Origin of the sequence: Rickettsiales endosymbiont of Trichoplax sp. H2, assembly GCF_009690945.1 — a bacterium.
Classification (GTDB): Bacteria; Pseudomonadota; Alphaproteobacteria; order Rickettsiales; family Midichloriaceae; genus Aquirickettsia; species Aquirickettsia rohweri.
The window spans coordinates 24,490-50,818 of the sequence record NZ_NPHZ01000001.1; the positions used below are offsets into that span (position 1 = coordinate 24,490).

26 protein-coding genes and 1 tRNA gene are annotated in these 26,329 nt (G+C 26.1%); 19 read left to right on the top strand and 8 right to left on the bottom strand.

Features of this window, described 5'->3' with window-relative positions; all coding sequences use genetic code 11:
* Window positions 1-18 precede the first annotated feature (18 nt).
* The 11 genes from h2es_RS00175 to h2es_RS00225 all read left to right on the top strand — a co-directional run bounded on the left by h2es_RS00175 (window position 19) and on the right by h2es_RS00225 (window position 8,430).
* Window positions 19-309, top strand: coding sequence for a transposase (locus h2es_RS00175; protein WP_154510271.1), 291 nt, complete (start codon window positions 19-21; stop codon window positions 307-309).
* A 219-nt stretch (window positions 310-528) separates the two neighbouring features.
* Window positions 529-1,035, top strand: coding sequence for a flagellar basal body-associated FliL family protein (locus h2es_RS00180; RefSeq protein ID WP_154510274.1), 507 nt, complete (start codon window positions 529-531; stop codon window positions 1,033-1,035).
* Between the two features lie 23 nt (window positions 1,036-1,058).
* A complete protein-coding gene (locus h2es_RS00185; RefSeq protein WP_154510277.1) occupies window positions 1,059-2,015 on the top strand; it encodes a FliM/FliN family flagellar motor switch protein in 957 nt (318 codons plus the stop codon).
* A 5-nt stretch (window positions 2,016-2,020) separates the two neighbouring features.
* Window positions 2,021-2,422 carry a DUF6468 domain-containing protein gene (locus tag h2es_RS00190; RefSeq protein WP_154510281.1) on the top strand — a complete coding sequence of 134 codons (402 nt, stop codon included), beginning with the start codon at window positions 2,021-2,023 and terminating at the stop codon, window positions 2,420-2,422.
* 70 nt (window positions 2,423-2,492) lie between these two features.
* On the top strand, window positions 2,493-3,062 hold the full coding sequence (locus h2es_RS00195; RefSeq protein WP_154510284.1) for a MotE family protein: 570 nt from the start codon (window positions 2,493-2,495) through the stop codon (window positions 3,060-3,062).
* Window positions 3,063-3,204: 142 nt separating this feature from the next.
* Window positions 3,205-4,407 carry an acyl-CoA desaturase gene (locus h2es_RS00200; RefSeq protein WP_154510287.1) on the top strand — a complete coding sequence of 401 codons (1,203 nt, stop codon included), beginning with the start codon at window positions 3,205-3,207 and terminating at the stop codon, window positions 4,405-4,407.
* A 21-nt stretch (window positions 4,408-4,428) separates the two neighbouring features.
* Window positions 4,429-4,505 (top strand) — tRNA-Pro (locus h2es_RS00205).
* Between the two features lie 17 nt (window positions 4,506-4,522).
* A complete protein-coding gene (locus h2es_RS00210) occupies window positions 4,523-6,301 on the top strand; it encodes a histidine kinase (RefSeq protein WP_154510290.1) in 1,779 nt (592 codons plus the stop codon).
* A gap of 17 nt (window positions 6,302-6,318) precedes the next feature.
* A complete protein-coding gene (locus h2es_RS00215) occupies window positions 6,319-7,215 on the top strand; it encodes an AAA family ATPase (protein ID WP_154510293.1) in 897 nt (298 codons plus the stop codon).
* Window positions 7,206-7,706, top strand: a complete 501-nt coding sequence (gene lspA / locus h2es_RS00220) for a signal peptidase II (RefSeq protein ID WP_154510296.1) — start codon at window positions 7,206-7,208, stop codon at window positions 7,704-7,706. Before h2es_RS00215 ends, lspA begins: the two co-directional genes overlap by 10 nt.
* 490 nt (window positions 7,707-8,196) lie before the next feature.
* Window positions 8,197-8,430, top strand: a complete 234-nt coding sequence (locus tag h2es_RS00225; RefSeq protein WP_154510299.1) for a transposase — start codon at window positions 8,197-8,199, stop codon at window positions 8,428-8,430.
* Between the two features lie 430 nt (window positions 8,431-8,860).
* Here h2es_RS00225 and rpoD read toward each other — a convergent pair whose 3' ends face one another.
* From rpoD to h2es_RS00240, 3 genes are read right to left on the bottom strand one after another with little or no spacing between them, the layout of a single operon-like run.
* Window positions 8,861-10,717, bottom strand: coding sequence for an RNA polymerase sigma factor RpoD (gene rpoD, locus h2es_RS00230; protein ID WP_154510302.1), 1,857 nt, complete (start codon window positions 10,715-10,717; stop codon window positions 8,861-8,863).
* Window positions 10,718-10,749: 32 nt separating this feature from the next.
* Window positions 10,750-12,510 (bottom strand): DNA primase, encoded by a 1,761-nt coding sequence (dnaG, locus tag h2es_RS00235; protein WP_154510305.1) that lies wholly within the window; start codon window positions 12,508-12,510, stop codon window positions 10,750-10,752.
* Between the two features lie 17 nt (window positions 12,511-12,527).
* A complete protein-coding gene (locus h2es_RS00240; protein ID WP_126045162.1) occupies window positions 12,528-12,818 on the bottom strand; it encodes a hypothetical protein in 291 nt (96 codons plus the stop codon).
* 78 nt (window positions 12,819-12,896) lie between these two features.
* On the opposite strand from h2es_RS00240, the gene uvrC reads away from it, so the two are divergent.
* Both uvrC and pgsA read left to right on the top strand, forming a co-directional pair.
* The gene (gene uvrC, locus h2es_RS00245) at window positions 12,897-14,729 is read left to right on the top strand and encodes an excinuclease ABC subunit UvrC (protein WP_154510308.1); all 1,833 of its coding nucleotides are present in this window, start codon (window positions 12,897-12,899) and stop codon (window positions 14,727-14,729) included.
* A gap of 18 nt (window positions 14,730-14,747) precedes the next feature.
* Window positions 14,748-15,296, top strand: a complete 549-nt coding sequence (pgsA, locus tag h2es_RS00250; protein WP_126045160.1) for a CDP-diacylglycerol--glycerol-3-phosphate 3-phosphatidyltransferase — start codon at window positions 14,748-14,750, stop codon at window positions 15,294-15,296.
* A 55-nt stretch (window positions 15,297-15,351) separates the two neighbouring features.
* Here the strand turns inward: pgsA and h2es_RS00255 are convergent, their stop codons facing one another.
* From h2es_RS00255 to thrS, 4 genes are read right to left on the bottom strand one after another with little or no spacing between them, the layout of a single operon-like run.
* Window positions 15,352-16,011 carry a YggS family pyridoxal phosphate-dependent enzyme gene (locus tag h2es_RS00255; protein WP_154510311.1) on the bottom strand — a complete coding sequence of 220 codons (660 nt, stop codon included), beginning with the start codon at window positions 16,009-16,011 and terminating at the stop codon, window positions 15,352-15,354.
* An 8-nt stretch (window positions 16,012-16,019) separates the two neighbouring features.
* Window positions 16,020-17,339, bottom strand: a complete 1,320-nt coding sequence (gene hslU / locus h2es_RS00260) for an ATP-dependent protease ATPase subunit HslU (RefSeq protein WP_154510314.1) — start codon at window positions 17,337-17,339, stop codon at window positions 16,020-16,022.
* Between the two features lie 7 nt (window positions 17,340-17,346).
* The gene (infC, locus tag h2es_RS00265; protein WP_326844989.1) at window positions 17,347-17,871 is read right to left on the bottom strand and encodes a translation initiation factor IF-3; all 525 of its coding nucleotides are present in this window, start codon (window positions 17,869-17,871) and stop codon (window positions 17,347-17,349) included.
* Window positions 17,871-19,784: a threonine--tRNA ligase gene (thrS, locus tag h2es_RS00270; RefSeq protein ID WP_154510317.1), complete on the bottom strand. Its 1,914-nt coding sequence runs from the start codon at window positions 19,782-19,784 to the stop codon at window positions 17,871-17,873. The genes infC and thrS overlap by 1 nt, the downstream gene beginning before the upstream one ends.
* Window positions 19,785-19,831: 47 nt before the next feature.
* Between thrS and h2es_RS00275 the strand changes: the two genes are divergently transcribed.
* The gene (locus h2es_RS00275) at window positions 19,832-20,995 is read left to right on the top strand and encodes a cation:dicarboxylate symporter family transporter (RefSeq protein WP_154510320.1); all 1,164 of its coding nucleotides are present in this window, start codon (window positions 19,832-19,834) and stop codon (window positions 20,993-20,995) included.
* On the opposite strand, the gene def is transcribed toward h2es_RS00275, so the two are convergent.
* Window positions 20,996-21,565: a peptide deformylase gene (gene def, locus h2es_RS00280; protein ID WP_154510322.1), complete on the bottom strand. Its 570-nt coding sequence runs from the start codon at window positions 21,563-21,565 to the stop codon at window positions 20,996-20,998.
* Window positions 21,566-21,661: 96 nt separating this feature from the next.
* Between def and h2es_RS00285 the strand changes: the two genes are divergently transcribed.
* The 5 genes from h2es_RS00285 to h2es_RS00305 all read left to right on the top strand — a co-directional run bounded on the left by h2es_RS00285 (window position 21,662) and on the right by h2es_RS00305 (window position 26,320).
* The gene (locus tag h2es_RS00285; RefSeq protein WP_154510325.1) at window positions 21,662-21,961 is read left to right on the top strand and encodes a hypothetical protein; all 300 of its coding nucleotides are present in this window, start codon (window positions 21,662-21,664) and stop codon (window positions 21,959-21,961) included.
* A 62-nt stretch (window positions 21,962-22,023) separates the two neighbouring features.
* On the top strand, window positions 22,024-23,667 hold the full coding sequence (locus h2es_RS00290) for a DNA repair protein RecN (protein ID WP_154510328.1): 1,644 nt from the start codon (window positions 22,024-22,026) through the stop codon (window positions 23,665-23,667).
* Window positions 23,668-23,783: 116 nt separating this feature from the next.
* Complete coding sequence (gene pdhA, locus h2es_RS00295) at window positions 23,784-24,758, top strand: pyruvate dehydrogenase (acetyl-transferring) E1 component subunit alpha (RefSeq protein ID WP_154510331.1); 975 nt, start codon at window positions 23,784-23,786, stop codon at window positions 24,756-24,758.
* 18 nt (window positions 24,759-24,776) lie between these two features.
* The gene (locus h2es_RS00300; RefSeq protein WP_154510334.1) at window positions 24,777-25,337 is read left to right on the top strand and encodes a flavodoxin family protein; all 561 of its coding nucleotides are present in this window, start codon (window positions 24,777-24,779) and stop codon (window positions 25,335-25,337) included.
* A gap of 2 nt (window positions 25,338-25,339) precedes the next feature.
* Window positions 25,340-26,320 (top strand): pyruvate dehydrogenase complex E1 component subunit beta, encoded by a 981-nt coding sequence (locus h2es_RS00305; protein WP_154510337.1) that lies wholly within the window; start codon window positions 25,340-25,342, stop codon window positions 26,318-26,320.
* The last annotated feature ends 9 nt before the right edge of the window (window positions 26,321-26,329 follow it).

Here is a 26,329-nt window from a genome sequence, read left to right on the forward strand (position 1 = left end):
TTTATTATGGTAACACAGATGGCACAAAAGGTAAGTAAAAAAACAACAGATACAGCAACAAAATTAGTAGATGAATTATTATCACAAGTAGATCCATCGGAGATATTGGCGAAAGATGGTCTGTTTAGTAAATTAAAAAAACAATTAGTAGAAAGAGTTCTACAAAGCGAATTAGAGCACGAGCTAGGATATGATAAGCACAGTAAAAAAGAGAAGAAGAGTGGTAATAGAAGGAATGGTAGTTATAATAAAACAATAATAGATAATGAGGGTAATAAAGTAGCAATAGACCCATATATTTTTATTTGACTTTTGATACGGTATCAGAGTCCTAATTTTTATGAGTATTTTAAAATCAAAAATTTTACTACTGTTAATATATTATTGTGGATATTACAGCTTGTTTTTTATGTTTTTTCATTCTTGAGTTTAAAGTATAATGTTAAATAATCATTATCTAAAATTGACAAAAATAAAATTATAATTTACTACTTAAATACTAAGTAGTAGGACAATTAAAAAAGGTTTATGGAATCTCAAGATAACAATGACAATTTAGAACAAGATATATCTGTTAACAACGACAGATTTTTTAAGACAAAAAGAAAGAAAATAATATTAATAGCGATAGTTATTATTATTGGCTTACCTGTTTTAGGGATTTTGTTTTATAAGTATAGTAAAATTAAGCCTGTTGAAAATTCTGAATTTACAAATGATCAAAAAGAAGAAGTTTTATATTATGATTTAACACCGATTGTAGTAAATTTAGATACTCATAATGAGGCAAATAAATTTTTAAAAATTTCAATAACATTAAAATTTAATAATAGTAGTAGTTTAGAAGAGGCTAAAAAACTAGAACCTAGTTTAAGAGATGAGTATTTCACTTTTTTAAGGCAATTAAGGCCATCTGATGTTATTGGTTCTGTGTCTATATATAGACTTAAAGATAGTCTGTATAAAAGAACTAATAAAATTTTGTATCCAGCTGAAATTAGTGATTTATTGATTGAAGATATATTAGTTCAATAATTGTATAATTGGTAATAAAGTAAATGGCAAATGCAATAAAAAAAAATAATACATTGAAAATGACTGGTAAAGTCAAGGATGAAAATTTTAATTTGATACTTAATGCTAAAAATGCATCAGTATTGAATTTTCCTCTTTTAAATAAAGTATTTGAATTATTGCAAAGAAATTTTTCCAAGTCCTTAAAAGATTTTTTAAACTGTGATACTTCTATTAATATAAGTGAAAATGAAAATATTCAGTTCTCTGATATTATAAAGGATATTGAGTATCCTTCAATGATTGGAGTTATAGAAATTACTAATAGTGATAATAATAAATCCTTAGTAATTTTTGAAAATCAGTTTGTATACACTATATTGGATATTTTACTTGGAGGTTATGAGTATAAATTTGATTTGAAAGTACAAAAAAGACCTTTTACAAAGATAGAAAAAGGGGTTATAGAAGATTTTGTTAAAGTGATGATAAATTCTATTAATAAATCATTTGAAAATATATCTAATTTACAATTTAAGTTTAAAAGATTAGAAAGTGGCCCTAATTCAATTTTAATAGCAAATTCTAATGAATTTTGTAAATTATTAACTATGAAAGTAAGTCCTCTAAATAAAAATGAAGGATATATTAAATTTTTAATTCCATACTTTACACTTATTCCCTATAAATCAGAACTTAGCAAAATATCTTTAAAAGGAAAAGATTTAAAAGAAAAAGAGATATGGTTTCAATATTTTGAAAATGTTATAAATAATTTGAAATTGAATGTTTGTGTAGAACATACTGAAAAAATCTTTAGACTTAAAGATTTATCTGATATTAAAGTTGGTAATACTATTGTTTTAAACAGAACTAATGATCAAAATTGGAATTTAGTGATTAATAATATCAAAGTGTCTGATTGCAAATTAGGTCAAATTAATAATAAGATTGCAGTTGAAATATTAGATCAAATTGATGCCGCTAAATACTTAGAGTAAAGAATATGGAATTAATTTTAAATAGTGTTGTATTAGTTTTGCTTTGCCTTGCAATAGCTTATTGTTGGAAGTTAAATGGAAAAATTCAACATTTGCAAAATAGTAGGGGTGATATTAAATTTTTAATTAAAAATTTAGATTCATCTATTAATGGGGCCAACAGTAGTATATCTGATTTAAAGATTCTTACAAATAAAACAATGGTTGAGATGTCAGATTATATAAAACAATCAGAAGAGCTTTCTAATGATCTTAGTTTTTTAATTGAAAAAGCTACTAAATTAGCTGATGAGCTTGAATCAAATATTCAAACTACATCGAAATTAAAAAAATCTATTACGACTAAAAAAAGTGCTGGTACTAAAAGCGTAAAAAAGAAAAAAACAAAAAAGGATTTAAATAATTAATATGCTTAGACTATTACCTTATTTACTTATACTATTAGTATGTTTGTTTTTTTCGAAATTAATGGGTGTGATGGAGGAATATATAGGAATTATCAATATTCAAGAATCTAAAGCTCAACTTGATAAATCAAGTGAAAAAAATAATGAACCTTTAAAATCGAATGTGAACGAAAATTCACAAAATATAAATGCAACTAATTCTAAACCTGTTATTAAAGATGATTTTCAATTGCAGTCAGAAAAAAAATTATTGCAAGAATTAAGACAGAGGAGGAAAGAGATTGAACAATATAATGATGAAGTGCCAGCAGATAAATTAGCATTAGAGTCTGTTAAGCAATATATTGATAAAAGATTAAGTTTACTTGAAAATTTACAAAATAAATTAAAACCTCAGTTAAAAAATAGTAATAAAAGTGAGGAACAAAAAATTCAAAGATTAGTTAAAGTTTATGAAAATATGAAGCCAAAAGAAGCAGCAAAAATTTTTAATGATTTACAAATAGGTATTCTTATAGAAATGTCTTTAAATATGAAAGAGTCTAAGCTTGCGTTGATATTAGCTGAGATGAAGCCTGAAAAAGTAAGAGAATTAACTTCAATTTTGGCTACACAAAATGATTTGATGGAGCTAGATTAATTTAATTTTTAATATTTATATTGAGATTCCTAATATAATAAATTTGCATAAAGTATATTGTTGATGGTTAAATAGTAATTAACCTTGTATTTTATACTAAATTATATTAGTATGACGGTTTTAATTTGTTGCTTTTGCTAAAATGGTCCAGAATAAAAAATCTAATTTTGCAATTAATTATCCTGCTCTCTTTGTAATAGTCATTTATCCCATTTTATTAGTTATATTTGCTGTAATTTATGGGCTTGAATATGGGATTGGTAAATTTGAAATAATTTCTATGGTGGCAACTTACTATATTGTTAATATCTCAGTTGGGGTAGGTTTACATAGATTATGGTCTCACGGGGCGTTTAAAACTAAAAAGTGGTTAGAATTTATTTTGGCTTGTTTAACAGCTGGAGCAGCTCAGATGCCTATATTAGCATGGGCTTCAGAACATATGCTACATCATAAATATACAGACGAAGAAAAAGACCCTCATTCAGCATTAAAATATAAAAATAAGTTTATAGGTTTTTTATGGTCTCATATGGGATGGATGATTTTTTCAGATTTTAAAAATAAAAGAATTGATAGATTAGCTATTGCAAAATTAGGTAGGAATAAAATTGTTTTATGGCAATTTAAGAATTATTGGAAGCTAGTAATGTTTATGAATATAGTAGTACCTTTAGCACTTGGTTATATTATTGGTGGCAATTTTAAATATGCTTTAGGTGCTTTTATTTTTATGGGTGTTGGCAGAGCTATACAACAACAAGCAACATTTTGTGTGAATTCTGTTGTGCATACAGATATAGGGGGTAAAGACTATTACTATGGTACAGCTAGAGATATTTGGTGGTTATTCTTTTTGCTTTTAGGAGAAAATTGGCATAATTTTCATCATGCATTTGCGAATGATTATAGAAATGGCCATAAATGGTATCATTTAGATATTCATAAATGGATTATTGCTTTAATGTCAAAAATTGGACTGGCAAGTGATTTGGTTGTTACTTCTTCAGTTAGGATAGATGCAATGAAAAATCAGGTTAGAAAAAAGACTATTACTAATTTAAAGGCAAAAGTAGATTTGATTGAGAAAGCAACTAAATATATTCATAGTATAGCATCGACAAAATTAAAATTAACAGAAGAGTCAGCTATAAAACTAGCTAATGATATTCATAAAAATTTAGATAATCTTATTATAAAATCTAAGGTTATTATGGGAGTTGCTCAAGACTTAAAATTAAAATCTGATAATATTGAGGAAAAATTAATATTGGTGCTGTATAATAAATATGATGAATTGAGAAAGGCTGCACAAAAATTAGAAATTATAGTAACATCAATTTAATGCTTTTAAATAATATAAATTCGGGGCATAGCGCAGTCTGGTAGCGCACCTGGTTTGGGACCAGGGGGTCGGGAGTTCAAATCTCTCTGCCCCGACCATAAGTTTTTTTAGCGTAATGAAAAAAAATATTGAAAAGTCATTAACGTTTTTGTTAAACAAGCGTTTTATAATGATCATATATAGTATTGCCTTCATTACCATAGTCATATTCCAATATAGAAGCTATATTGAGCAAATTATAAGAAATGAAATAACTGATTTATCTCATTATGTTAGAGCTAGGCTTTCTGTTGCAAAGAATTATAGTTATGATAATTTTCAACTTATTGAATATATAGATAAAAATAATTTATTTAACAATAATATTAAACATATATTAGATAATAATAGAGCTAAAAAATTATTTTTTTTAGATGAAATTTATAAATATGATAGTGTAAATCAAGATTTATTTTTTACCGGAATAAATGAAAGTAAGATTAGCATTCAAAATTTAAAGACAAACCCTACTATTTTACAATGTATAAAAAATAAAGGAAATATAAAATTTGGTCAAATATATATAAATGATCATTATGAAATTGTTTCATGTTATAGAGGCGATCAATATGTATATTTAAGATTAATTAATTTTCGTAAGCTAGTTAGAGGAATTAAAGATAAATATAGCTTTAGTAAAAATTATCGCATTTTAATTAGTGATAAATATAATAGAATTTTATATGTTATTAATGATAGTGCAAAAGTTTTAGATAAAAATTTAGCCAATATACCATATTTAAAAGAAGGGATGGTATTTTTAAGTAAAAATAAAGAAAAAAGATATACTAGAATTAGTGGTTATGGTTTATTTGAAAAATCATATTCTTTAGTATCATTTAGAGATAAAAGTTTTAAGATTTTTGTAGAAGAGATATCTAGTTTTAATTTACAAAATATTATTAATTTTCTTAAATTTGATAAGTTACTTATAATAATTGATTTAATAATATTTTTGATATTAGCATCATGTGTATTAGTAGGTATTATATACCCATTAAATAGGATATCTACTTCATTAAAAAAATACATGAAACTAGAAGGTGATAAAAATTTATCTAATTTAAAAGTTATTGATATATTGAAACATGACTATCTTAAATTACAAAATCAATATAAAAATATATACCTAAAATATCATTTTGTTAGCAAATTTTTAAAAAAATTCATAGTTAATTATAAAGATAATTACAAAGATATAGTACATAACTTCAATACTCCTTTACATCAAATTCAATTGTCAATACAAAGTATTGAGTCAGAGCATAGTAATACAATAGTTGACAATAAAAAAATAAAAATAATAGATAAAGCATCTAAGCAATTATTAGCTAATTGTGAGTTGTTTTTTAGTGATAAAAAATTATTAAGGTATTCGTTAGATTCTAAGAAGTCTAATATATGTTTAGCTGAAATTATAAAAGATTTATTAAATACTATTTTTAATATGAGCACTTATGATAATTTAAGAATTAGCAAAAATTTCACTACTACTAATACAATTATTATTGAGGATAAAATCTTTGTAGAGACTGTAATGTACTTTTTATTAGATAGTTCTAAAAAACTAATTGATGAAATTAGCTTTTTATCAGTATATATACATGAAATTTTAACTGGCTTAGAAATTTCAATTATATTTGAAGGCAATAAAATCAAAAAAGGCAATGTTCAAGAGTATGTTAATTATATAGATAATAAATTAGATTTAAATTATTTTGATGAGTCAAAATTAGATATTTTAATTATTAACTATTTTGTTAACTTACTTGGATTGGATTTATCATTTCAGACTAATGATAAAAATATCATTAAATATAAGCTTATTATTCCAAATATTAAAATCAAAAGTTAATTTTATTACTAATTTATATGCAAAATTTTGGTTATTCTTATAAAGAAATTAGAACCTTAATTAAGGACAATATTGATAATGATATATTATTTAATTCTTGTATCATTTATGGAAACAGTGGGATAGGAAAAACATATTTAAGTGTTGAAATAGCAAATCTTATACTAAATAATAAACAAAATAATAATCATAATTATTTAAGATCTCCTGATCTATATGTTGTTTCAAATGATTTTTTTAATGAAGATTCTATAATTTCAGTTGATACAGTAAGAAGTATTAAAGATTGGTTGAAGCATACTCCCATTAATTCTAAATATAAAGTTGTACTTATTGATGATATTGATAAAATGAATAGGAATGCAGAAAATGCATTTTTAAAAATATTAGAAGAACCAATTGGTAATACAGCATATATATTTAATGCTACAAATATTAATTCAATTTCTGACACGTTAAAGTCTAGATGTATAAAATTTAAATTAGCTAAAATATCTTTTAAAGATTTTAAAATTAGAATATTACGACTTATTAATACTAAACTAACTGTAAATATAGAATTATTGTATCAATTATGTAGTGGAGATGTTAATTTGGCAGCAGAAATTATCAAAAATGACCAATTTTTCAAATTAATAAACTTTTTTGCCGATAAACAATTTAATAAAATTTTAAATTTAATAGAAGATATTAATTTAAATAATAATTTGAATTTGAGATTTTTTAAATGTGCTATTTCCAATTTAATGGTAAAAATATTAGAATTATATGTTAGCAATAATAAATCTTTTTATAAGATATCAACTTTATATGACAGATTTAGTAAAATACAATATATAATTATAAATTTAAAATATTTGAGTTTAAAAAATTCTCAACATACTGTAATTTCTATATTAAGGAAATGTCTATAAAATTAAAAAAAAATATTATTTTAGTATCTACTTGTTTATTTGCATTATTATTAGACCAATTAACAAAGCAGGTAGTTCTAAGCTCTTTGGATCATAAAAGTATATATAAAATTACTAATTTTCTAAATTTTGTAAAAATTTGGAATAATGGGATTAGTTTTGGAATTTTTAGCGAACATAATTTTTCACCAATTATATTTATTTGTTTATCACTTATAATTATTATCCTAATACTATATTTAATGTCTAATATAAATCTAATTCTTCAAGGCTTTATTATAGGTGGTGCTATTGGTAATTTAATTGATAGAATTATATTTGGTAAGGTATTTGATTTTATTGATTTTCATATTAATCATTGGCATTATCCAGCTTTTAATATTGCAGATAGTTTAATTGTTATTAGCATTATCATAATTATTTTCTATGAAATTAAAGCATATTTTTTTAATAAGAATAATTTTTGTAATTCAAAAAATATAAAAAAATGACCTAATTTTTGTTTATATAGTTAAATATTTATAAATTTATTTTCAATAAATTATGAACAAATCTCACATCTAAAAAAGGAATGCCAAAAGCCTTAGAAGCTTGTTTATCGTGCCATGTATCACCAATCATTATAGAATTATCATTATCATTATTTATTTTAATTTCATAGAATAATAAATTTTTCTCATTAATTTTTAATCGTTTTTGATTCAGAGTTTATTTATAGATTACTTGAAATAGCAGATATTTTACAATTCTTGCAAGGCTCTTTTTTAAATTTAATAACGTCACAGATTTGCCAGAATAAATAATTTTTGCAAGTGAATCAAATATCACAGAAAGCTTCTTAAAATGAAATAATATGCCAGAGATGCTAAAGATACTATTGCATTATTTCTAAGGTTTAAGAATTTAATAATCAAGACATTGGATTTAAGTTTATTCAAGAAAATATTGATACTAATTTCTAATAGTAAGTTTTTCTTCTATATGTTTACTGCAATTGCTAAATTTGAAAAAGATACTATTAAAGAACGTATATTAATTGGCTTGAATGCTGCTAGAGGTAAGTTAGGTGGACGTCCTAAAAAATTTACTGATTCACAATTATTATTAACCCGAGCTGCATATAAGAAATACTTATTAAAAGGGGAAAAAACTGTTATATACAAATATTTGAATACAATTTTAGTTAGCAATATAGTCATTGCGAGAGCATTTTAATGCTCGCGGCAATCCAGGAAAATTATCAATAAATGTAAATGCGACAACAATTATGGATCACCACAGTCTAGACTTCGTCTCTCCCTCGTGATGACGAAAACAAAAACGTCATTGCGAGGATGATGATAGGCATCCGTGGCAATCCATATATATTTCAAAAATGTAAGTTAGGCAATAATTCTGGATCACTACAGTCGAGACTTTGTCTCTCCCTCGTGATGACTGCTCAGAGATACTCCTCTTCATGATGATAAGATTTGCTATAAATTTCTTATCTGCAGTTTGGGTTATTATTAATGAAGAGAATGTGTGCTGATAAATATAATTCTATTCAAGAAATTTGTGTTGAAAATTAGTCGCCATACTCTTTTTAGACTTTTCCTGTAGCAAAAAAATTTAACTTACAATGAGCTGATAGAGAGGGAAGCAATTATGTAAAGGTATCTAATTTTGCAGATCTTTTTTTATGTCTTAATTTTCTTAAAGCCTTAGCTTCAATTTGTCTTATTCTCTCTCTAGTTACATCAAATTGCTTGCCTACTTCTTCTAATGTATGATCTGTTTCCATGCTTATACCAAATCTCATTCTAAGCACCCTTTCTTCACGGGGTGTGAGTGTAGCTAAAACTTTAGTAGTTGTTTCTCGTAAATTTGAATGAACTGCAGAATCCAATGGTTTCACAGCATTGGCATCTTCAATAAAATCACCTAACATACTTCCTTCATCATCTCCAATTGGATTTTCAAGGCTCATAGGTTCTTTAGAAATTTTAAGAACTTTTTTTACTTTTTCAATAGGGATTGATAATTGTTCAGCAATTTCTTCAGAAGTTGGTTCTCTTCCTAAGTCATGAGCTAATTGCTTTGAAGTGCGAATGATTTTATTGATAGTTTCTATCATATGTACAGGTATTCTAATTGTTCTAGCTTGATCTGCTATTGAACGTGTTATTGCTTGTCTAATCCACCATGTTGCATAGGTAGAAAATTTATACCCTCTTCGATACTCAAATTTATCAACAGCTTTCATAAGACCAATATTACCTTCTTGGATCAAATCAAGAAATTGTAATCCTCGATTAGCATATTTTTTTGCAATAGATATAACTAATCTTAAATTTGCTTCTATCATGTCTTTTTTAGCTTTTGTAACCTCTCTTTCCCATTTTTGTATATCTTGAAAGATTTTTTTAAACTGAATTATGGATAATCCAGCTTTGGCTTTAATTTTTTCAAATTTTAGTTGAGCTTTAGTAAAAAACGAGCTGTTTTCATCTATTAATTTAGTATATTTTACCCCCCGATTTTTTAACAGATCAATCCAATTTTTTTCTAAATCAATAGTGCGGTATACATCTATAAATTTTGCTCTGTTTAATTTTGAATTTGAAGCAAGTTTAAATAATTCACTTTCAATTTGAATAATATCTTTATTTATTTCTTTTAGTTGATAAAAAATTTCATTAATAAATTGATCATTTAATTTGAGCTCACCTAATAAATTAGCTATATCATTTATCTTATTATCTAATAATTTTTTTTCAGCTTTGCTTTGATTAGAACTGCTAATTTTTTTATCTTTTTTTACATCATAAAATTGCAATAAGCTTTTACAATCTTCGGATATTTTTAATAATATATCAAGTATTTTAGGTTTTAAATCATTTTCTATAGCTGAAATAGAAGTAGTATCACTATCATCATCATTATCAAAATCATCATTGCCAGATTCTGTGTTTTTGGTATTAAAATCATCATTTTTTTCAGAATTTTCATCAAAGAATTGTTCATTGCTTGCAGTTGCATCAATATCTATAACTTCTCTTAATAATTTTTTACCTGTAAGTATGTCATCATACCAATCTTGCATTTTTTTAAGAGCCATAGGAGTTTGAATAATATAAAATAACTTTTTTACTCTACTTTCTTCAATTCTTTTAGCTACTTCAACTTCTCCATCTCTAGTTAATAGAAGTCTATATCCCATTTCTTTAAGATACATTCTTACTGGATCATCATTACCAAAATTGTTAATTATATTTTCTGTAGAAGTAGACTCAAATTCTTCTTCTTGTTCTGCTTGAGCAGTTATTTCAGACTCTGCTTCTTTATTAATAATAGCGATACCAGATTCTTTTAGAAAAAAAATAACCTGTTTTACAATATCATGATTAGTATTTTCTGGAATGATTTTATCAAGTTCTTCAGAAGATATTTTTCCAATTTTTATATACTCTTTTAGTTTTTCATGTAGTTTAGAATTTTTTAGTTTATTAATATTTGCCATTATCTTTATTTGTTTAAATATAATATGAATAATTAATTTGCAATTTCATCTTTAATTTGTCTTTCATACTCTTTTAAGTATAGCATCTTTTTCATTAACTTGTCATCAGCTGTAGATAGTAATTGATTTTTTAATTCTTCTATTTCTTTTTTAATAGCACCGATTTTATTTATGTTAAATACTCTTAACAATTTTTGCTTAGCCTCAGCTTGAGATTTGAATTTTATAGTGTTTAATAATTTTTCAATTATTTCAGTTGCTTCATTTTTATTTATAATTTTTTCAATGTTATTATCAAAAAAAGATTTGAAATTGTCATCATTACTAAGGCTGAAATCTAACAGTATTTTTTTAATATTGTCAAGTTTATTTGGCATCTTAATGTTCATTAATTCTTCTGTTATTTTGTTATTTTTTAGCAAATCGGGATAATTGCATAAGATAGCAATAACTATGGTATTATTGATTTCATCAGTATTATTTTGTTTTTTTATCTTTAAAAGAGTTGCATTATTTGTATTATTTATATTTTTTTTCTTAAAATTAAATACTAAATCACTATATTTTTTTTTAAAATGATATAGATAGCTTTTTTTAAGCGAATAATCAGATATATCTTCAACAATTTTTTCTAAACTTAGTTTTATGGAAGTTTTTCTTTCAGGTGTATTTATTCCAAATTTATCAACTTCATTATTAAAAATATAATCAGATAGTGAAATATTTTTCTCAATCAAATTTTTAAAAAAATTTACACCTTTGTTTTTTATCACATCATCAGGATCTTTGCCTTCTATCAAGTTTACAAATTTTAGAGATTTGTTATGAGATATTTTAGTTAAGCTATTATAAGCTATTTTCTTTGCAGCATTTTTACCAGCTTCATCATTATCAAAACAAATAGTAGGTTCTTGGCAAATAGACCATAAAATTTCTAACTGCTCTAATTTTATACTTGTTCCAAGTGGAGCTACTGTGTTTTTAATACCACAGTTTGCTAGGCTTATAACATCCATATATCCTTCTACAACAATAGCTTCTTGCTGCTTATATATAGAGTTTTTTGCAAAATTATAACCATATAAATGTTCACTTTTTTTAAATATAGGATTTTCGGCAGAATTTAGATATTTTGGTTCGCCTTTATCTACTATTCTTCCTCCAAATGCTATAAAATTTCCAAGTTTATCTTGAATTGGAAAAATTAGGCGATTATATAAAGGATCAAATTCAAAATTATTTTTTTTGTAAATAATTTTTGATTCATAAATTTCTGATTCTGAAAACTCTTTTTTTAATTCCTTTAACAAAATAGAAGAATCATTTGGAGAATACCCTAAATGATATTTTTTAATAAATTCTAATTTAATTCCCCTTGAAGTAATATAAGATAATGCTTTATCTCCTATTTGATTAAATAACTGTTTTTGGTAAAATTCTACTGTCTTTTTATAAATTTGAAAAAAGATTTTATTCTTTTCAAATTGTTCAATTTCTTTTCTAGAATTTATTTTTAATTTTACTCCTGCAATATTTGCTAATTTCTCTAATGCATCTTTGTATGAAATTCCTTCATCTTGCATTATAAAGGTAAAAATATCACCATGTGCTCCACAACCAAAACAATGGTAGATTTTTTTGTCATCATTAACAAAAAAAGAAGGTGTTTTTTCTTTATGAAAAGGACAAAGTCCAACATATCCAGTGCCTCCCTTAATTTTTAGATTTACTTTTTTTCTGATAATTTCAGAGGGCAAAATTCGCGATTTAATAAGTTGGGCTTCAGAATTCATTTATTAGTTAATTTTATTTAACCTTTGCGGCTCATAATACCAGGCACTTTGGAACTTATACCAAGTGGTGTCTGAGGTGGTGCTAAAGCAGTGGTTGGTGTTAAAGATGATAGAGCTACTACATCTTTCATACCTTTTAATGCATTCCCTAGTCGTGCAACTGCACCTACAGGAGAAGATTCAACAACAGAACCAAGATTTTTTGATTTTTGTAAATTCTCAAATGATAAATTTATATCTTTTATTAAGGCAACATCTATATGCATACCCCCTCCAATTGAACCACCAGTAGTTAAACCTTCAGACATAAAAAAATATAAAGTTATTTGTACTAATAGTACTAAAATCTTATAATATTATCAATTATTTATTTTTATAATATAGTGATGAATCAAAATATTAAAAAGGGCATCGATGTTATAAAAGCATGTGTAAACAATCTTGCTTCAAAACCAGGGATTTATAAAATGATTTGTAAATCTGGAGAAATTATTTACATAGGAAAAGCAAAGAATTTGAAAAAAAGAGTGTCACAGTATGCTAATATTAATAACTTGCCATATAGATTGAAAAGAATGATATCGTTAATTTATAAGATAGACATCTTATTTACTAAATCAGAAATAGAAGCACTGATATTAGAGGCAGATTTAATTAAAAGCATTAAACCAAAATATAATATTGCTCTAAAAGATGATAAGTCTTTTCCATATATTATTTTAGATAAAAATCATAATTTTCCCAAAATAAAAAAATTCAGAGGTAAAAAGAATGAAGCATCAATTTTTTATGGGCCATTTTTATCTGTTGAGAAGCTAGATAAAGTCATTGTTGAACTTCAAAAACTTTTTTTGGTGAGAAATTGCACTGATTATTATTTTACAACTAGAAAAAGACCATGTTTAATGTACCAAATTAAAAGATGTAGTGCACCATGTGTGGGTAAAATAACAAAAGAAGATTATCAAATACAAGTAAATAGTTTAAAAAAATTTTTGTCAGGAAAATCACAAGATCTTATTTCAGAGTTAATAAAAGAAATGGATTGTATGAGTAATAACATGCAATATGAAGGAGCTGCAGTAATAAGAGATAAGATAAAATTATTAAATTATATCAAATCCAAGAGTATATTTCAGGGATTTTCAAGTAGAAATATTGATATATTCATTTATAAAGAAGATATTGCAATTCAAAAATATTGTATCAAAACATATGTTATAAGGGATGGTCATAGTTTTGGAGATAAGTGTGAATTTTTTGATAAAAACCCTTTAGAGACGATAGATGAGGTGATTTATAAATATATTATTGCATTTTATCAAAATAATTATATGCCAAATGAAATCTGGTGTAATAATAAGATTAAGTATGAAGTTATAAAACAAGCTATTAATAAGCAGCAAAGTTATCAAACAAAAGTTTTATATCCAAAAAATAGTGGTGATGAAAAAATTTTTAATTTTGTAATTGATAATACTCAGGAAGAATTTAAAAAATATAGATATAATTACTTAGCAAAAATAGATATATTTAAAGATTTAATGAATAAATTTGATCTTTCTTATATACCTGAAAAAATTGAAGTATATGATAATAGTCATAACCATGGAGCCAATCCAGTAGGGTGCGTAGTTGTTGTAGGTCAAGATGGATTTATTAAAAATGAATATAGAAAATATAAAATAAAGCTTGAAAAATGTATGGATGATTATCAAATGTTAAGAGAAGTTATAAGAAGAAGGTTTAAAAATATAAATTATACTAATTTACCAGATTTAGTATTAATTGATGGAGGTAAAGGACAATTAACTAGTGTTATGGATGAATTTAAAAAGTTAGATATCCATAATATAAATGTTGTTGCTATGTCTAAAGGTATAAATAGAAACTCAGGAAGAGAATTTTTTCATCAAAAAAGTAAATCATCATTTCAGATTGATAAAAATAATAAGACACTTCTTTTTTTACAAAATATTAGAGATGAGGCTCATAGATATGCAATAACTACTCATAGAAATTTAATGAGAAAAAATTTAAAAAAGTCAGAGCTTGATTCAATTAAAGGAATAGGATTAAAAAGAAGAAAAAGTTTATTTTTGCATTTTAATTCGATAAATGATTTAAAACTTGCAAGTGAAGATGAAATTGCCAAAATAAAAGGTATAAACAAAGAATTGGCAAAAAATATTTTTCAGTATATACATAATTTAGAATAAAAATTATAAATAAATGTAATGTTAAAAAATATACCTAACATCTTAACATCGCTTAGAATTATTTTAATACCTATCTTGGTTTCGGCGTTTTATATTGATTCAAATATTGCGCACTATGTTGTAGTTGTTATATTTATATTTGCTAGTGTTACTGATTTTTTTGATGGATTTTTAGCTAGGGCGTGGAAAGTACAATCAAACTTTGGTAAAATGTTAGATCCAATTGCTGATAAATTACTTGTGGCATCAACATTAATGATGATGGTAAATAAAGATATTGCTCCGATATTACCTACTTTAGTTATATTATGTAGAGAAATATTAGTCTCAGGGATGAGAGAATACCTAGCAGAATTAAAAGTAAAAGTAAGTTTGCCTGTGAGTCGTTTAGCTAAAATAAAAACAGGAGCTCAAATGGTTGCAATTATTATACTGTTATTGGGGGAAGAAACTACTGGTATTCCACATAGTAATTTAATTGGAGAGATTTCTATTTGGATAGCAGCAGTGCTCACAGTTGTAACTGGGTATGAGTACTTAAAGCAAGGTATTAAGTATTTTGATTAGTACTAAATTATAGATTTTTAGCTTGGATAAATAGAAGCAATTAGTGTTTAGCAGGTTAAGCACTATTGGTAATAAAACTGCCAATTCTCACTTGAGTACTACCGAATTTAATGGCTGTTTCAAAATCAGATGTCATTCCCATACTGATTTCTTTTATTTTGTGTTCTTGCGCTAATTTGGCCATGTACCCAAAGTAAAAAAATGATGGACCAGATTTAGGAGGTATACACATTATACCTTTAATTGCTATTCCTTCTTTTTTTATTCCTTGAAAAATAGAATCAAAATTTTTTAAATTAACTCCACTTTTTTGTTGTTCATCTCCTATATTAATTTGAATGAAAAAATCAATTTTTTTATTAATTTTCGACATCTCTTCATTTATTTTGCAAGCTAATTCAACCGAGTAGATGGTTTCTATTGCATCAAATAGCTCTACAGCTTTTTTTATTTTATTTTTTTGCAATTTTCCAATCAAATGAAGCTTTGCATCTGAATGTTGATCTTTAATATCAGGCCATTTCAACATCGCATCTTGGATTTTGTTTTCACCAAAAGACCTTTGGCTGCTATTATTTAATATATGTAATATTTGTTCTTGCGTTAGATTTTTTGATACTAAAAGGAGTTTAGAGTTATTTTTATATATATTGTTATATTCATCAATTTTAGCAATTAGATTTTCATAGTTTTTTAATATTTGATTTAATTGCATATAAAATGCTAGAGAATAAATTTACTTAAATCTTCAGATAAAGTAATTTTGTCTAAATTTTTCTCAACAAATTTTGCATCTATATTTATTGTTTTTCCTTTAATTTCATTAGCAGTAAAACTAATTTCTTCTAAGATTTTTTCAAGTAAAGTATATAGCCTTCTAGCTCCAATATTTTCCACTTCATTATTAATATGAGCTGCGTATTTAGCAATGCATTTTAATCCACTTTCTGCAAATTTTAAATTAACACCTTCTGTTTTAAGGAGTGCAGAGTATTGTTTTGGTAAAGAATTTTCAGGTTCTTTTAAAATTTTCAACAAATCATCTTTTGACAATGGAGATAATTCAACTCTTATAGGCAGTCTTCCTTGTAATTCTGGTAATAAATCAGAAGGTCTTGCTAAATGAAAGGCTCCTGAGGCAATAAATAATATATGATTAGTCTTTATAGGTCCGTATTTTGTATTGATTATTGTACCTTCAATAAGTGGCAATAAATCACGCTGTACACCTTCTCTATTTATATCGTTCTTCTTGTTAACGTTACCACCTGCAATTTTATCTATTTCATCTAAAAAAACTATTCCTTCTTCTTCAGTAATTTTTATAGCCTTATCAATAATTAACTGTTCATCTATAAGTTTTTCAGTTTCTTGTTTAATTAGATGTTTTATTGCCTCTGGTATTTTTAATTTGACTAATTTTTGTTTTTTGGTGCCAAAAGTTTTTCCAAGCATATCTCCAATATTCACTACTCCCATTTGACTTCCAGGCATTCCAGGTACATCAAAAGTAGGGAATGATTGTCCTTTATTTGGTTGGTCATCAATAGAAATTTCAACTTCCCTATCGTCTAATTCTTTGGCATCAAGTTTTTTAAGGTAAATATTTTTTGTATTTTCTGAAGCTTCTTTACCAACTAGACAATCTACTAATTTTAGTTTGGCTTCATATAATGCTTTATTTTTTACTTCAATATAAAAATCATCTCTTACCATTTTTATTGCAGTATCAAGTAAATCTCTGGCAATTGAGTCAACATCACGACCTACATAGCCAATTTCAGTAAATTTAGTAGCTTCAATTTTAATGAAAGGAGATTTTGAAAGTTTTGCAAGCCTTTTAGCGATTTCAGTTTTACCAACTCCAGTTGGACCTACCATTAGTATATTATGAGGTACTATTTCATCTTTTAAATCATTATTAATTTGTTTTCTACGCCATCTATTTCTTAATGCTACAGCGACTGCTTTTTTAGCATTGCTTTGGCCTATTATATATCTATCGAGCTCGTTTACAATTTGCTTAGGTGTTAATTGTGTCATATATAAATTATTTTTTTTTAGGAGCAATTATAATGAAAATTCGTTTTCCTTCTTTTTTAATATCAGATTCGATATTAGAAAAATCTAAAACTAAATCTTTAAATTTTTTCATTATATTGATTCCAACATCTTCATGCATAATCTCTCTTCCTTTAAAAAAAAGAGTAATCTTAACCTTATTGCCACTGTTTATAAATTTTTTTGTGTTGTTTAATTTAACATTGAAGTCCCCAATAGCAATGTTAGGTCTAAGTTTTACTTCTTTAATTTCAATTGTTTTTTGTTTTTTCTTAGCTTCATGTTCTTTCTTTCTGATTTCGTATTTATATTTACCAAAATCTAAGATTTTGCAAACAGGAGGGCTTGCATTTGGAGATATTTCTATTAAATCTAATTTTTTCTCTTGAGCAATGCGCAATCCTTCTTCAATATTTACTATTCCTAACATTTGCCCATTATTATCAAGAAGACGAATTTCTTTAGAATTAATATCTGAATTAATTTTAATATTAGTAGTATTTTTTGATATAATTAGCTCCTTTTTTGTTTAATATCATTTATTAATTTATCTACAAAATGACTTAACTCAAGTACTTCTTGATTTTTATTTCCTAATTTTCTTATTGAAACTGAATTGTTTGCCTCTTCTTTTTTGCCTATAATTATGATTATAGGTGCTTTTGCAACAGAATGTTTTCTGATTTTATATGTAATTTTTTCATTTTCAAAATCAGTGATACACCTTATAAATTTGCTTCTTAATATCTCAAAAACCTTATTTGCGTAACATTTTTGTTCATCAGTAACAGTAGTTATTACTACTTGAGTAGGTGCAAGCCATATAGGTAAATTACCGGAATAATGCTCCATTAATATGCCTAAAAATCTTTCAATTGAGCCAAATAATGCTCTATGAAGCATAACTGGTCTATATTTTTTACCATCTTTATCAATATAATTGGAATCTAATCTCTCTGGTAAATTAAAATCTACCTGTAAAGTGCCTAATTGCCAATCTCTTCCTATAGCATCTCTTAAAACAAACTCTAATTTAGGTCCATAAAATGCTCCTTCACCTTTATTTAACGTATATGGTAAATTTTGTTTTTTGACTGCAGTGAGTAGTGCAGCCTCTGCCTTATCCCATATATCATCAGAGCCTATCCTTTGTTCTGGTCTGTCAGAGAACTTTACTTTAACATCATCAAATCCAAAATCTTTATATATTTCTTTTATTAGCTTGCATACATTAATGCATTCTTCAGTAATTTGATCATTAGTGCAGAAAATATGTGCATCATCTTGTGTAAATGCCCTAGCTCTCATTAAGCCATGTAATGCTCCTGAAGGCTCAAATCTATGAACTTTTCCAAATTCAGCTAATCTAAGTGGTAAATCTCTATAGCTTTTAATTCCTTGGTTATAAATTTGTACTCCACCAGGACAATTCATTGGGCGCACGGCATAAATTTTATTTTCGTCAATAGTACTCGCTGTATACATGTTTTCTCTAAATTTTTCCCAATGCCCAGATGCTACCCAAAGTTTCTTATCCATTATCTCAGGAGTGCTTATTTCAAAATATCCATTTTGATTTTGTTTAGTTCTTATGTAATTAATTAGTCTTTGAAATAAATCCCAGCCTTTAGGATGCCAAAATACTGAGCCTTGTGCTTCTTCTTGGAAGTGAAATAAATTACATTGCTTACCAAGTTTCCTATGATCTCTTTTTTCAGCTTCTTCAAGCATTTGTAAATACGCTCTAAGTTGTTTTTTATCAGACCAAGCAGTACCATATATTCTTTGTAACATTTCATTTTTACTATCTCCACGCCAATAAGCTCCAGCTATTTTCATTAATTTAAATGCTTTAATAAATCCTGTATTAGGTGCATGAGGTCCTCTGCATAAATCTGAAAAATTTCCTTGTGTATAGATGGTTATTTCATCATTATCAGGGAAAGAATTAATTATCTCAACTTTATATTTTTCTCCCTGATTTTGAAAAAATTTAATTGCTTCTTGTTTTGTGACGACCTTTCTAGTGATTGGAAATTTTTGATCTATTATTTTTTGCATTTCAGTTTCGATTTTTTCTAAATCTGATTCTGTAAATGGTTTAATATTTGCAAAATCATAATAAAATCCATTCTCAATAATTGGTCCAATTGTAACCATTACTTCTGGATATAATGTTTTAACGGCTTGAGCTAAAACATGAGCAGCATCATGTCTTATAATATCTATACCTTCAGATGATGAAGAAAAAATGAATTCCACTTTACTATTTTTATCTACTATTGTTGATAAATCTTTAATTTCACCATTTATTTTAATAGCTATACAATTATTATGCAGACTTTGATCAATTTCTTTTAGTAGATCTTTACCAGAAATTTTATTGTTATATTTCTTTATATTTTTATTTAGCTTGATTTCAATCATGAAATAGTGTTTTTATTTTTTAAAATTTACAATACATTGCGTATTATATGAAAAAATTTAAATTACCACTAGCATTATTTTTTATTTTAATTTTTACATATACATTTGGCAATTATATTTCGGTTGAAATTAAAGAATTATTTTTATCAATCAGCTTAATATTAAAATCAATTTTATTGCTGATCTTGCCATTTATTATCTTTTCTTTTATCACAAGTAGTTTGTTATTACTTGAAGGGAATATTTTTAAGTTTGTTGGCCTTCTGATTTTGTGCATATTTATCTCTAATAGTTTAGCTATTTATACAGGCTATTTTGTTGGAAATACTTTTTTAGATTTTTTAATAACGGAAAAGCATATTTCCAATAATCAAAATTTACTTATGCCGCTTTGGATAATGAATATACCTGCTGTAGTTACAAATGATCAAGCATTGTTGTTTGGTCTCATGTTTAGTATTATATTTTCATTTTGGAGACATAAAAAAGTTGAGAACATTATTAAAAAAATGAGTGGTATTTCAACTGCATTTTTAAAAAAATTTTTTATACCTACTTTACCTTTATTTGTTATAGGCTTTATATTTAAGCTTCAACATGAAGATGTATTAGAATATGCAATTAAATCTTATGGCAAAGTTCTTGTTATAATATTATTAGTTCAAATTTCATATTTATCTATATTTTACTTTATAATATCTAAATTTAATCTTGAGAAAACATTAATGTACTTTAAAAATGTCATGCCAGCTGCATTTACAGGATTTAGTGCAATTTCAAGTGCAGCTGCAATGAGTGTTTTATTACTGGCAATGGAAAAGATTTTTAAAAACAAGTCTAAAATATACAAGGCAATTATACCAGCAGTGATTAACACGCATACTCTTGGTAGTGCCATTGGCATAACAATATTAATCTTTGCAACTATAAAAACCTTTAATTCACAAGTTCCGTCATTTGAATCTTTTGTGATTTTTGCGTTTTTTTATGCTATTTCAAAATTTGCAGTGGCAGCTGTACCTGGTGGAGTATTATTAATTGTTGCACCTTTACTTGAAAAATATTTGGCTTTTTCACCTGAAATGATTGGAGTGATAACCGTTATATATTTGCTCTTTGATCCTTTTGGGACAGCTGTAAATGTCACAGGAAATGGAGGATTTACTATAGGGTTTAGTAGAATTTATAACTATTTTAATAAAAAGAAATAATTATTGACTATTTGAAATATTTTTTCTCCACTTTATATATTTTTTCATCATGAAATCTCTCTTTATTCTTGATAATCTATCTAAAAATACTATTCCATTAGTATGATCGATTTCATGTTGTATACATGCTGAAATAATATTATCTGATATTTCTAAAAATTTTTCTTCTTCATTTAAATCTAAATATTTAACTTTTACTCTATTTGCTCTTTCTACCTCAGGAAATATATTGCCAAAAGATAGACATCCTTCAGCATATATTTTTTTGTCATCAGATTTTTCAATTATTTCAGGGTTTATTAAAATTTTTGGACCTTCTTTAATATCAAGAAATTTATCTCCTTTTCTTCCTAGATTGGTTATATCTACAGCAATAATTTTTTTTAAAACTCCAACTTGTACTGCAGCAAGTCCAAGTCCTTTATGATATTGCATAGTAGCAATAAGGTTGTTTGAAAATTCTTTTATTTCTTGATCTATATTTTTTACTAATTTAGACTTTTTATGAAGTATAGGATCTGGTTCTAAAACTAATGGTAAAATTTTAATATTGCTTTTTTTCATATTCATAGCTTATAAACTTATAACTAAATAATTAATCCTTGTAAAAATTGACTACTTTGTTTAACCTATTATTATATAATATTTTTATAACCTTATTAAGTTATGCTTGATTTATTTTTAGCTTTTTTAAGAATAAGAACCTTAATAATATTGGGGATTTTATATTTCTTTTTAAGTGTTGGTAGCCATGGTAATTTTAGCTTAAAAATACCAAGTCTCAAAAATTTTGATTTGTCTAATATACCTGCAAGTATAAACTCTTTAATAAATGGTAAATCTAATTCAAAATCTGAAACAAAAACTAGTGATATTAGTGGCAACAATAATGAATTAGATGATTTGAAAGCTAGTGTTAATGATATTGCCAAAAATATAAATAACATTTTAGATAAAAAAGAATAAAAACATAATATAAGATTACTGATAACATTATATTTAACTTAATAAAGATGATTTTTTGAAAAATGTTAATTAATCTTTATATCAAGAATTTTATCCTAATAGATTTTTTAGAAATAAACTTTAAAAAAGGTCTGACAAGTATAATTGGTGAAACTGGAGCTGGTAAATCTATAATATTAAAAGCGCTTCTTTCTATATTTGCAAAAAAGTCTAATTCTAGTGTGATTAAGGATAAATTAAAAATTACTTCAATAACAGCTGAGTTTGATATATCTGATAATGTAAAAATTAAGGATCATTTAATCAACACAGGATATATAATTAATAATGAAAAAATATTATCCATTAGAAGAGTAATTAGTTTTGATGGTAAAAATAAAATATTTATTAATGACCAATTAACTACAGTTGATAACATTAAATTTATAGAAAAATATTTATGCGAAATTTGTTCTCAACATAATCAAATTAAACTTTTAGAATCTAGTTCTCATGTGCAAATTTTAGATTCATACATCAATAATCCTAATTTATTGAAAGAGGTTTCAAATATTTATCAAAAAATATCTTTATTTGAAAAGCAATTAGAAAATTTGCAAAATTCTGTTGCGCAAAATGAATATGAAAAAGCATATCTTAATAATAAAATTAAAGATCTAGAGCTTTTAAATGTTAAGAATAATGAAATGGATGAATTATTTCTTAAAAGAAAAAGTTTATTAGAGAGTTCAAAGATTATTGAAATAAGCCAAAGATCTTCAAAGAAATTAATGGATAATAATGGTGGTATTATTTCTGAACTTTGGAATATGCATAAACAATTGGTAAAATTTTCAGATGTATTTAATGCTCTTGATAAAAATTTAGAATCAATAATATTTGAATTGGAATCGCTTGATCATGATATGATATCGATCTGTGAAAATTTAAACGAAAATTCTTTAAATGTTGATGAAGTTGAAAGTAGATTTTTTAAAATCAAGGAGCTGGAAAGAAAATATAATATTAATTCATCGGAATTTTCAGAGGTAATACAATCTTCTAAGAGAAGGCTTGAAAATTTAGAAGATGCAACATTTGATTTAGAGAGAATAAAAAATAATATAAATGAATTAAAAACAAATTATTTGAAATATTCAAAACAATTAAGTGATTTAAGAAAAGATTCAGCACCTTCTTTCAGGGATAAAATATTAAAAATTACAAATGATTTAAATTTGAAGAATTTTGATTTAAAAATTGAAATAATAGAAAATAAATTAGTCACGCCTATTGGAATAGACAAAATTAATATCTTAATAAAGACCAATCCAGAGCAAGATTTTCTTAGCATTGATAAAATGGCTTCTGGTGGTGAGATATCAAGAATTATGCTGGCTTTGAAGTTAGTTGCAAGTAATAAATTTGGCAATAAAACTATTATTTTTGATGAAATAGATTCTGGTACAGGTGGGAAAACAGCTATAATGATAGGTAATAAATTAAAAGAATTATCAAAAAAAATGCAAGTTATACTTATAACACATCAACCTCAAATTGTAGCTATATCTGATAATATTTTTAAAGTTGAAAAAGAATTTAAGTCAAATAAAACAATTTTAAGTGCTAACTACATTAAAAATAATGAAATTGAAGCTGAAATTTCTTATATGATCTCTGGTAAGAAGTCAGATGATGATGCTAAACCTTTGTTTAAAATTTTATAATTGTCTAATTAATCTTTTTAGGTTCAGTAATAAATTTTATTGAAGTATTGTATTTATTTTTAATTAAATATAATATCCGTGCTACTATTTAATTAAAATTAATTTTTTAAGTTACAATGAGTAAAAAAATAAATTTTACAAATGAAGAGTTACTTTCAGTATATAAAAAAATGTTGCTTTTGCGTAAATTTGAGGAAAAAGCTGGTCAATTGTATGGAATGGGATTAATAGGTGGTTTCTGCCATTTATATATCGGGCAGGAAGCAGTTGCAGTGGGTATAGCAAAAGCTATAAATCCACAAGATACGGTAATTACGAGTTATAGAGATCACGGCTTGATGCTTGCAGCAGGTGCATGTCCAAAGAGCATTATGGCAGAGTTGTTAGGTAAAGAGGCTGGATGTTCAAAAGGTAAAGGTGGATCAATGCATATGTTTGATCTGGAAAAAGGATTTTATGGGGGGCATGGAATTGTTGGGGCTCAAGTTTCTTTAGGTACAGGTTTAGGGTTTGCTCATAAGTATAAGGAAAACAACTGTATATCAGTAACACTTTATGGTGACGGAGCTTGTCATCAGGGACAAGTATATGAATCATTTAACATGGCTAAACTATGGGGATTGCCAGTTTTATATATAATTGAAAATAATGAATATGGCATGGGTACTTCTGTAGAAAGGGCTTCAAGTGTTAAAGATTTATATAAAAGAGGAGAATCATTTGGTATAACAGGAAAACAAGTAGATGGTATGGATTTTTTTAAAGTATATGATGCTGTAAAAGAAGCTGAAACCTATATTAGAACTAATAAAGAGCCATTTTTATTGGAAATAAAAACTTATAGATATAGAGGACATTCGATGTCTGATCCTGCTAAATATAGGTCAAAAGATGAGGTAGAGGATTATAAGACAAATCATGATCCTATTGCTTCTATGAGGACATATATATTAAAAAATATTAAAAATATAGAAGAAGAATTAAAAATAGTAGAAAAAGATATAAAAAGTAAGGTGAGGGAATGTGCTGATTATGCACAAAATAGCAATGAGCCAAGTTTAGATGAATTGTATACAGATGTTTATAAGTAGGTTTTATATAGGTTATTAATGAAAAATAAGATTGCAATCATCTATAATAATAAAAATTGTTTTACGAAGCAGCTTTCTGATCATATACAAGTTGGAATAAAAAAAGAAGGTATGAACTCGGAAACATATGAGTCTGAATTTATCAGTAATAATATAAATTTACTTGATGAATCTGAAGCTATAATAATTGGAACACCTACATATTTTGGTAATGTTTCAGCTAATATAAAGAAATTTATGGATTCAACCACTGGTGTTTGGGACAATGGGAGGTGGAGAAATAAGCTTGCAGCAGGGTTTACTCATTCATCTGCATTAAGTGGTGATAAGTTAAATGCATTAATGTCAATATTTGTTTTTGCCCAACAACATGGTATGATTTGGACAGGATTAGATTTAAAAAGTAATAGTAAGGTAAATGGCTATGATACTGAATTAAATAAACTTGGGAGTTGGGTCGGATTAATGGCAGAATCTCCTAAAAAATATCAAGATAATAAAACTAATATTAGTGATATAAAAACGGCAGAATATTTTGGAATGAGAATAGCAAAATTAACTAAAATGTTTAATAAATAATTATGAAAAAAATTACTATAAGAGAAGCTCTTAGAGATGCTATGGCAGAAGAGATGAGAAATGATGCTGATGTCTTTGTTATGGGGGAAGAAGTTGCAGAATATCAAGGGGCATATAAAGTTACTCAAGGTTTGTTAGATGAGTTTGGTCCTAAAAGAGTTATTGATACTCCAATAACAGAGCATGGTTTTGCTGGGATTGGTGTTGGTGCAGCGTTTGCAGGTCTTAAGCCAATAGTTGAATTCATGACTTTTAATTTTGCAATGCAGGCAATTGATCAAATTATTAATTCAGCTGCTAAAACGCATTATATGTCTGGAGGCTTGATATCTTGTCCAATTGTGTTTAGAGGACCAAATGGAGCAGCAGCAAGAGTTGGTGCTCAGCATTCTCAATGTTATGCTAGTTGGTATGCGCATGTGCCAGGTCTAAAAGTGATTGCTCCATATTTTGCAGCAGATCATAAAGGGTTGCTTAAAGCGGCAATTAGAGATCCAAATCCAATAGTTTTTCTTGAGAATGAAATTTTATATGGTGATACTCATGAGGTTCATGAAGAAGAATTTGTGGAAGAGATAGGGAAAGCAAAAGTAGTTAGATCGGGAAAAGATATAACTATTATTGCATTCTCAATTCAAGTTAAGTTAGCGCTTGAAGCAGCTAAAAAACTAGAAGAGATTGGAATAGATGCTGAGGTAATTGATTTAAGAACTATAAGGCCCTTGGATATAGACACTGTTGTAAATTCAGTTATGAAGACAAATCGTGCTCTTACAGTGGAAGAAGGGTGGCATTTTTCTGGCATTGGTTCAGAGATTTCAGCGCAAATTTCTGAAAAAGCATTTGATTATTTAGATGCTCCAGTGACAAGAGTAACTGCAAAAGATGTGCCGCTTCCTTATGCAGCAAATTTAGAAAAAATAGCACTTCCATCAGTTGAAGAAATAGTAAATAAAGCTAAAGAGATTTGTTATAAGAAATAAAAGTCAATA

Bases quoted from the DNA above. Each gene is read 5' to 3' on its own strand.
- h2es_RS00240 (WP_126045162.1), bottom strand. From the start codon at position 12,818: ATGTCTGAAGGTTTAACTACTGGTGGTTCAATTGGAGGGGGTATGCAT.
- pgsA (WP_126045160.1), top strand. From the start codon at position 14,748: ATGTTAAAAAATATACCTAACATCTTAACATCGCTTAGAATTATTTTA.
- h2es_RS00190 (WP_154510281.1), top strand. From the start codon at position 2,021: ATGGAATTAATTTTAAATAGTGTTGTATTAGTTTTGCTTTGCCTTGCA.
- thrS (WP_154510317.1), bottom strand. From the start codon at position 19,784: ATGATTGAAATCAAGCTAAATAAAAATATAAAGAAATATAACAATAAA.
- pdhA (WP_154510331.1), top strand. From the start codon at position 23,784: ATGAGTAAAAAAATAAATTTTACAAATGAAGAGTTACTTTCAGTATAT.
- h2es_RS00185 (WP_154510277.1), top strand. From the start codon at position 1,059: ATGGCAAATGCAATAAAAAAAAATAATACATTGAAAATGACTGGTAAA.
- dnaG (WP_154510305.1), bottom strand. From the start codon at position 12,510: ATGAATTCTGAAGCCCAACTTATTAAATCGCGAATTTTGCCCTCTGAA.
- h2es_RS00255 (WP_154510311.1), bottom strand. From the start codon at position 16,011: ATGCAATTAAATCAAATATTAAAAAACTATGAAAATCTAATTGCTAAA.
- h2es_RS00195 (WP_154510284.1), top strand. From the start codon at position 2,493: ATGGAGGAATATATAGGAATTATCAATATTCAAGAATCTAAAGCTCAA.
- h2es_RS00175 (WP_154510271.1), top strand. From the start codon at position 19: ATGGCACAAAAGGTAAGTAAAAAAACAACAGATACAGCAACAAAATTA.
- hslU (WP_154510314.1), bottom strand. From the start codon at position 17,339: ATGACACAATTAACACCTAAGCAAATTGTAAACGAGCTCGATAGATAT.
- h2es_RS00290 (WP_154510328.1), top strand. From the start codon at position 22,024: ATGTTAATTAATCTTTATATCAAGAATTTTATCCTAATAGATTTTTTA.
- uvrC (WP_154510308.1), top strand. From the start codon at position 12,897: ATGAATCAAAATATTAAAAAGGGCATCGATGTTATAAAAGCATGTGTA.
- def (WP_154510322.1), bottom strand. From the start codon at position 21,565: ATGAATATGAAAAAAAGCAATATTAAAATTTTACCATTAGTTTTAGAA.
- h2es_RS00200 (WP_154510287.1), top strand. From the start codon at position 3,205: ATGGTCCAGAATAAAAAATCTAATTTTGCAATTAATTATCCTGCTCTC.
- h2es_RS00285 (WP_154510325.1), top strand. From the start codon at position 21,662: ATGCTTGATTTATTTTTAGCTTTTTTAAGAATAAGAACCTTAATAATA.
- rpoD (WP_154510302.1), bottom strand. From the start codon at position 10,717: ATGGCAAATATTAATAAACTAAAAAATTCTAAACTACATGAAAAACTA.
- h2es_RS00300 (WP_154510334.1), top strand. From the start codon at position 24,777: ATGAAAAATAAGATTGCAATCATCTATAATAATAAAAATTGTTTTACG.
- lspA (WP_154510296.1), top strand. From the start codon at position 7,206: ATGTCTATAAAATTAAAAAAAAATATTATTTTAGTATCTACTTGTTTA.
- h2es_RS00305 (WP_154510337.1), top strand. From the start codon at position 25,340: ATGAAAAAAATTACTATAAGAGAAGCTCTTAGAGATGCTATGGCAGAA.
- h2es_RS00215 (WP_154510293.1), top strand. From the start codon at position 6,319: ATGCAAAATTTTGGTTATTCTTATAAAGAAATTAGAACCTTAATTAAG.
- h2es_RS00225 (WP_154510299.1), top strand. From the start codon at position 8,197: ATGTTTACTGCAATTGCTAAATTTGAAAAAGATACTATTAAAGAACGT.
- h2es_RS00180 (WP_154510274.1), top strand. From the start codon at position 529: ATGGAATCTCAAGATAACAATGACAATTTAGAACAAGATATATCTGTT.
- h2es_RS00210 (WP_154510290.1), top strand. From the start codon at position 4,523: ATGAAAAAAAATATTGAAAAGTCATTAACGTTTTTGTTAAACAAGCGT.
- h2es_RS00275 (WP_154510320.1), top strand. From the start codon at position 19,832: ATGAAAAAATTTAAATTACCACTAGCATTATTTTTTATTTTAATTTTT.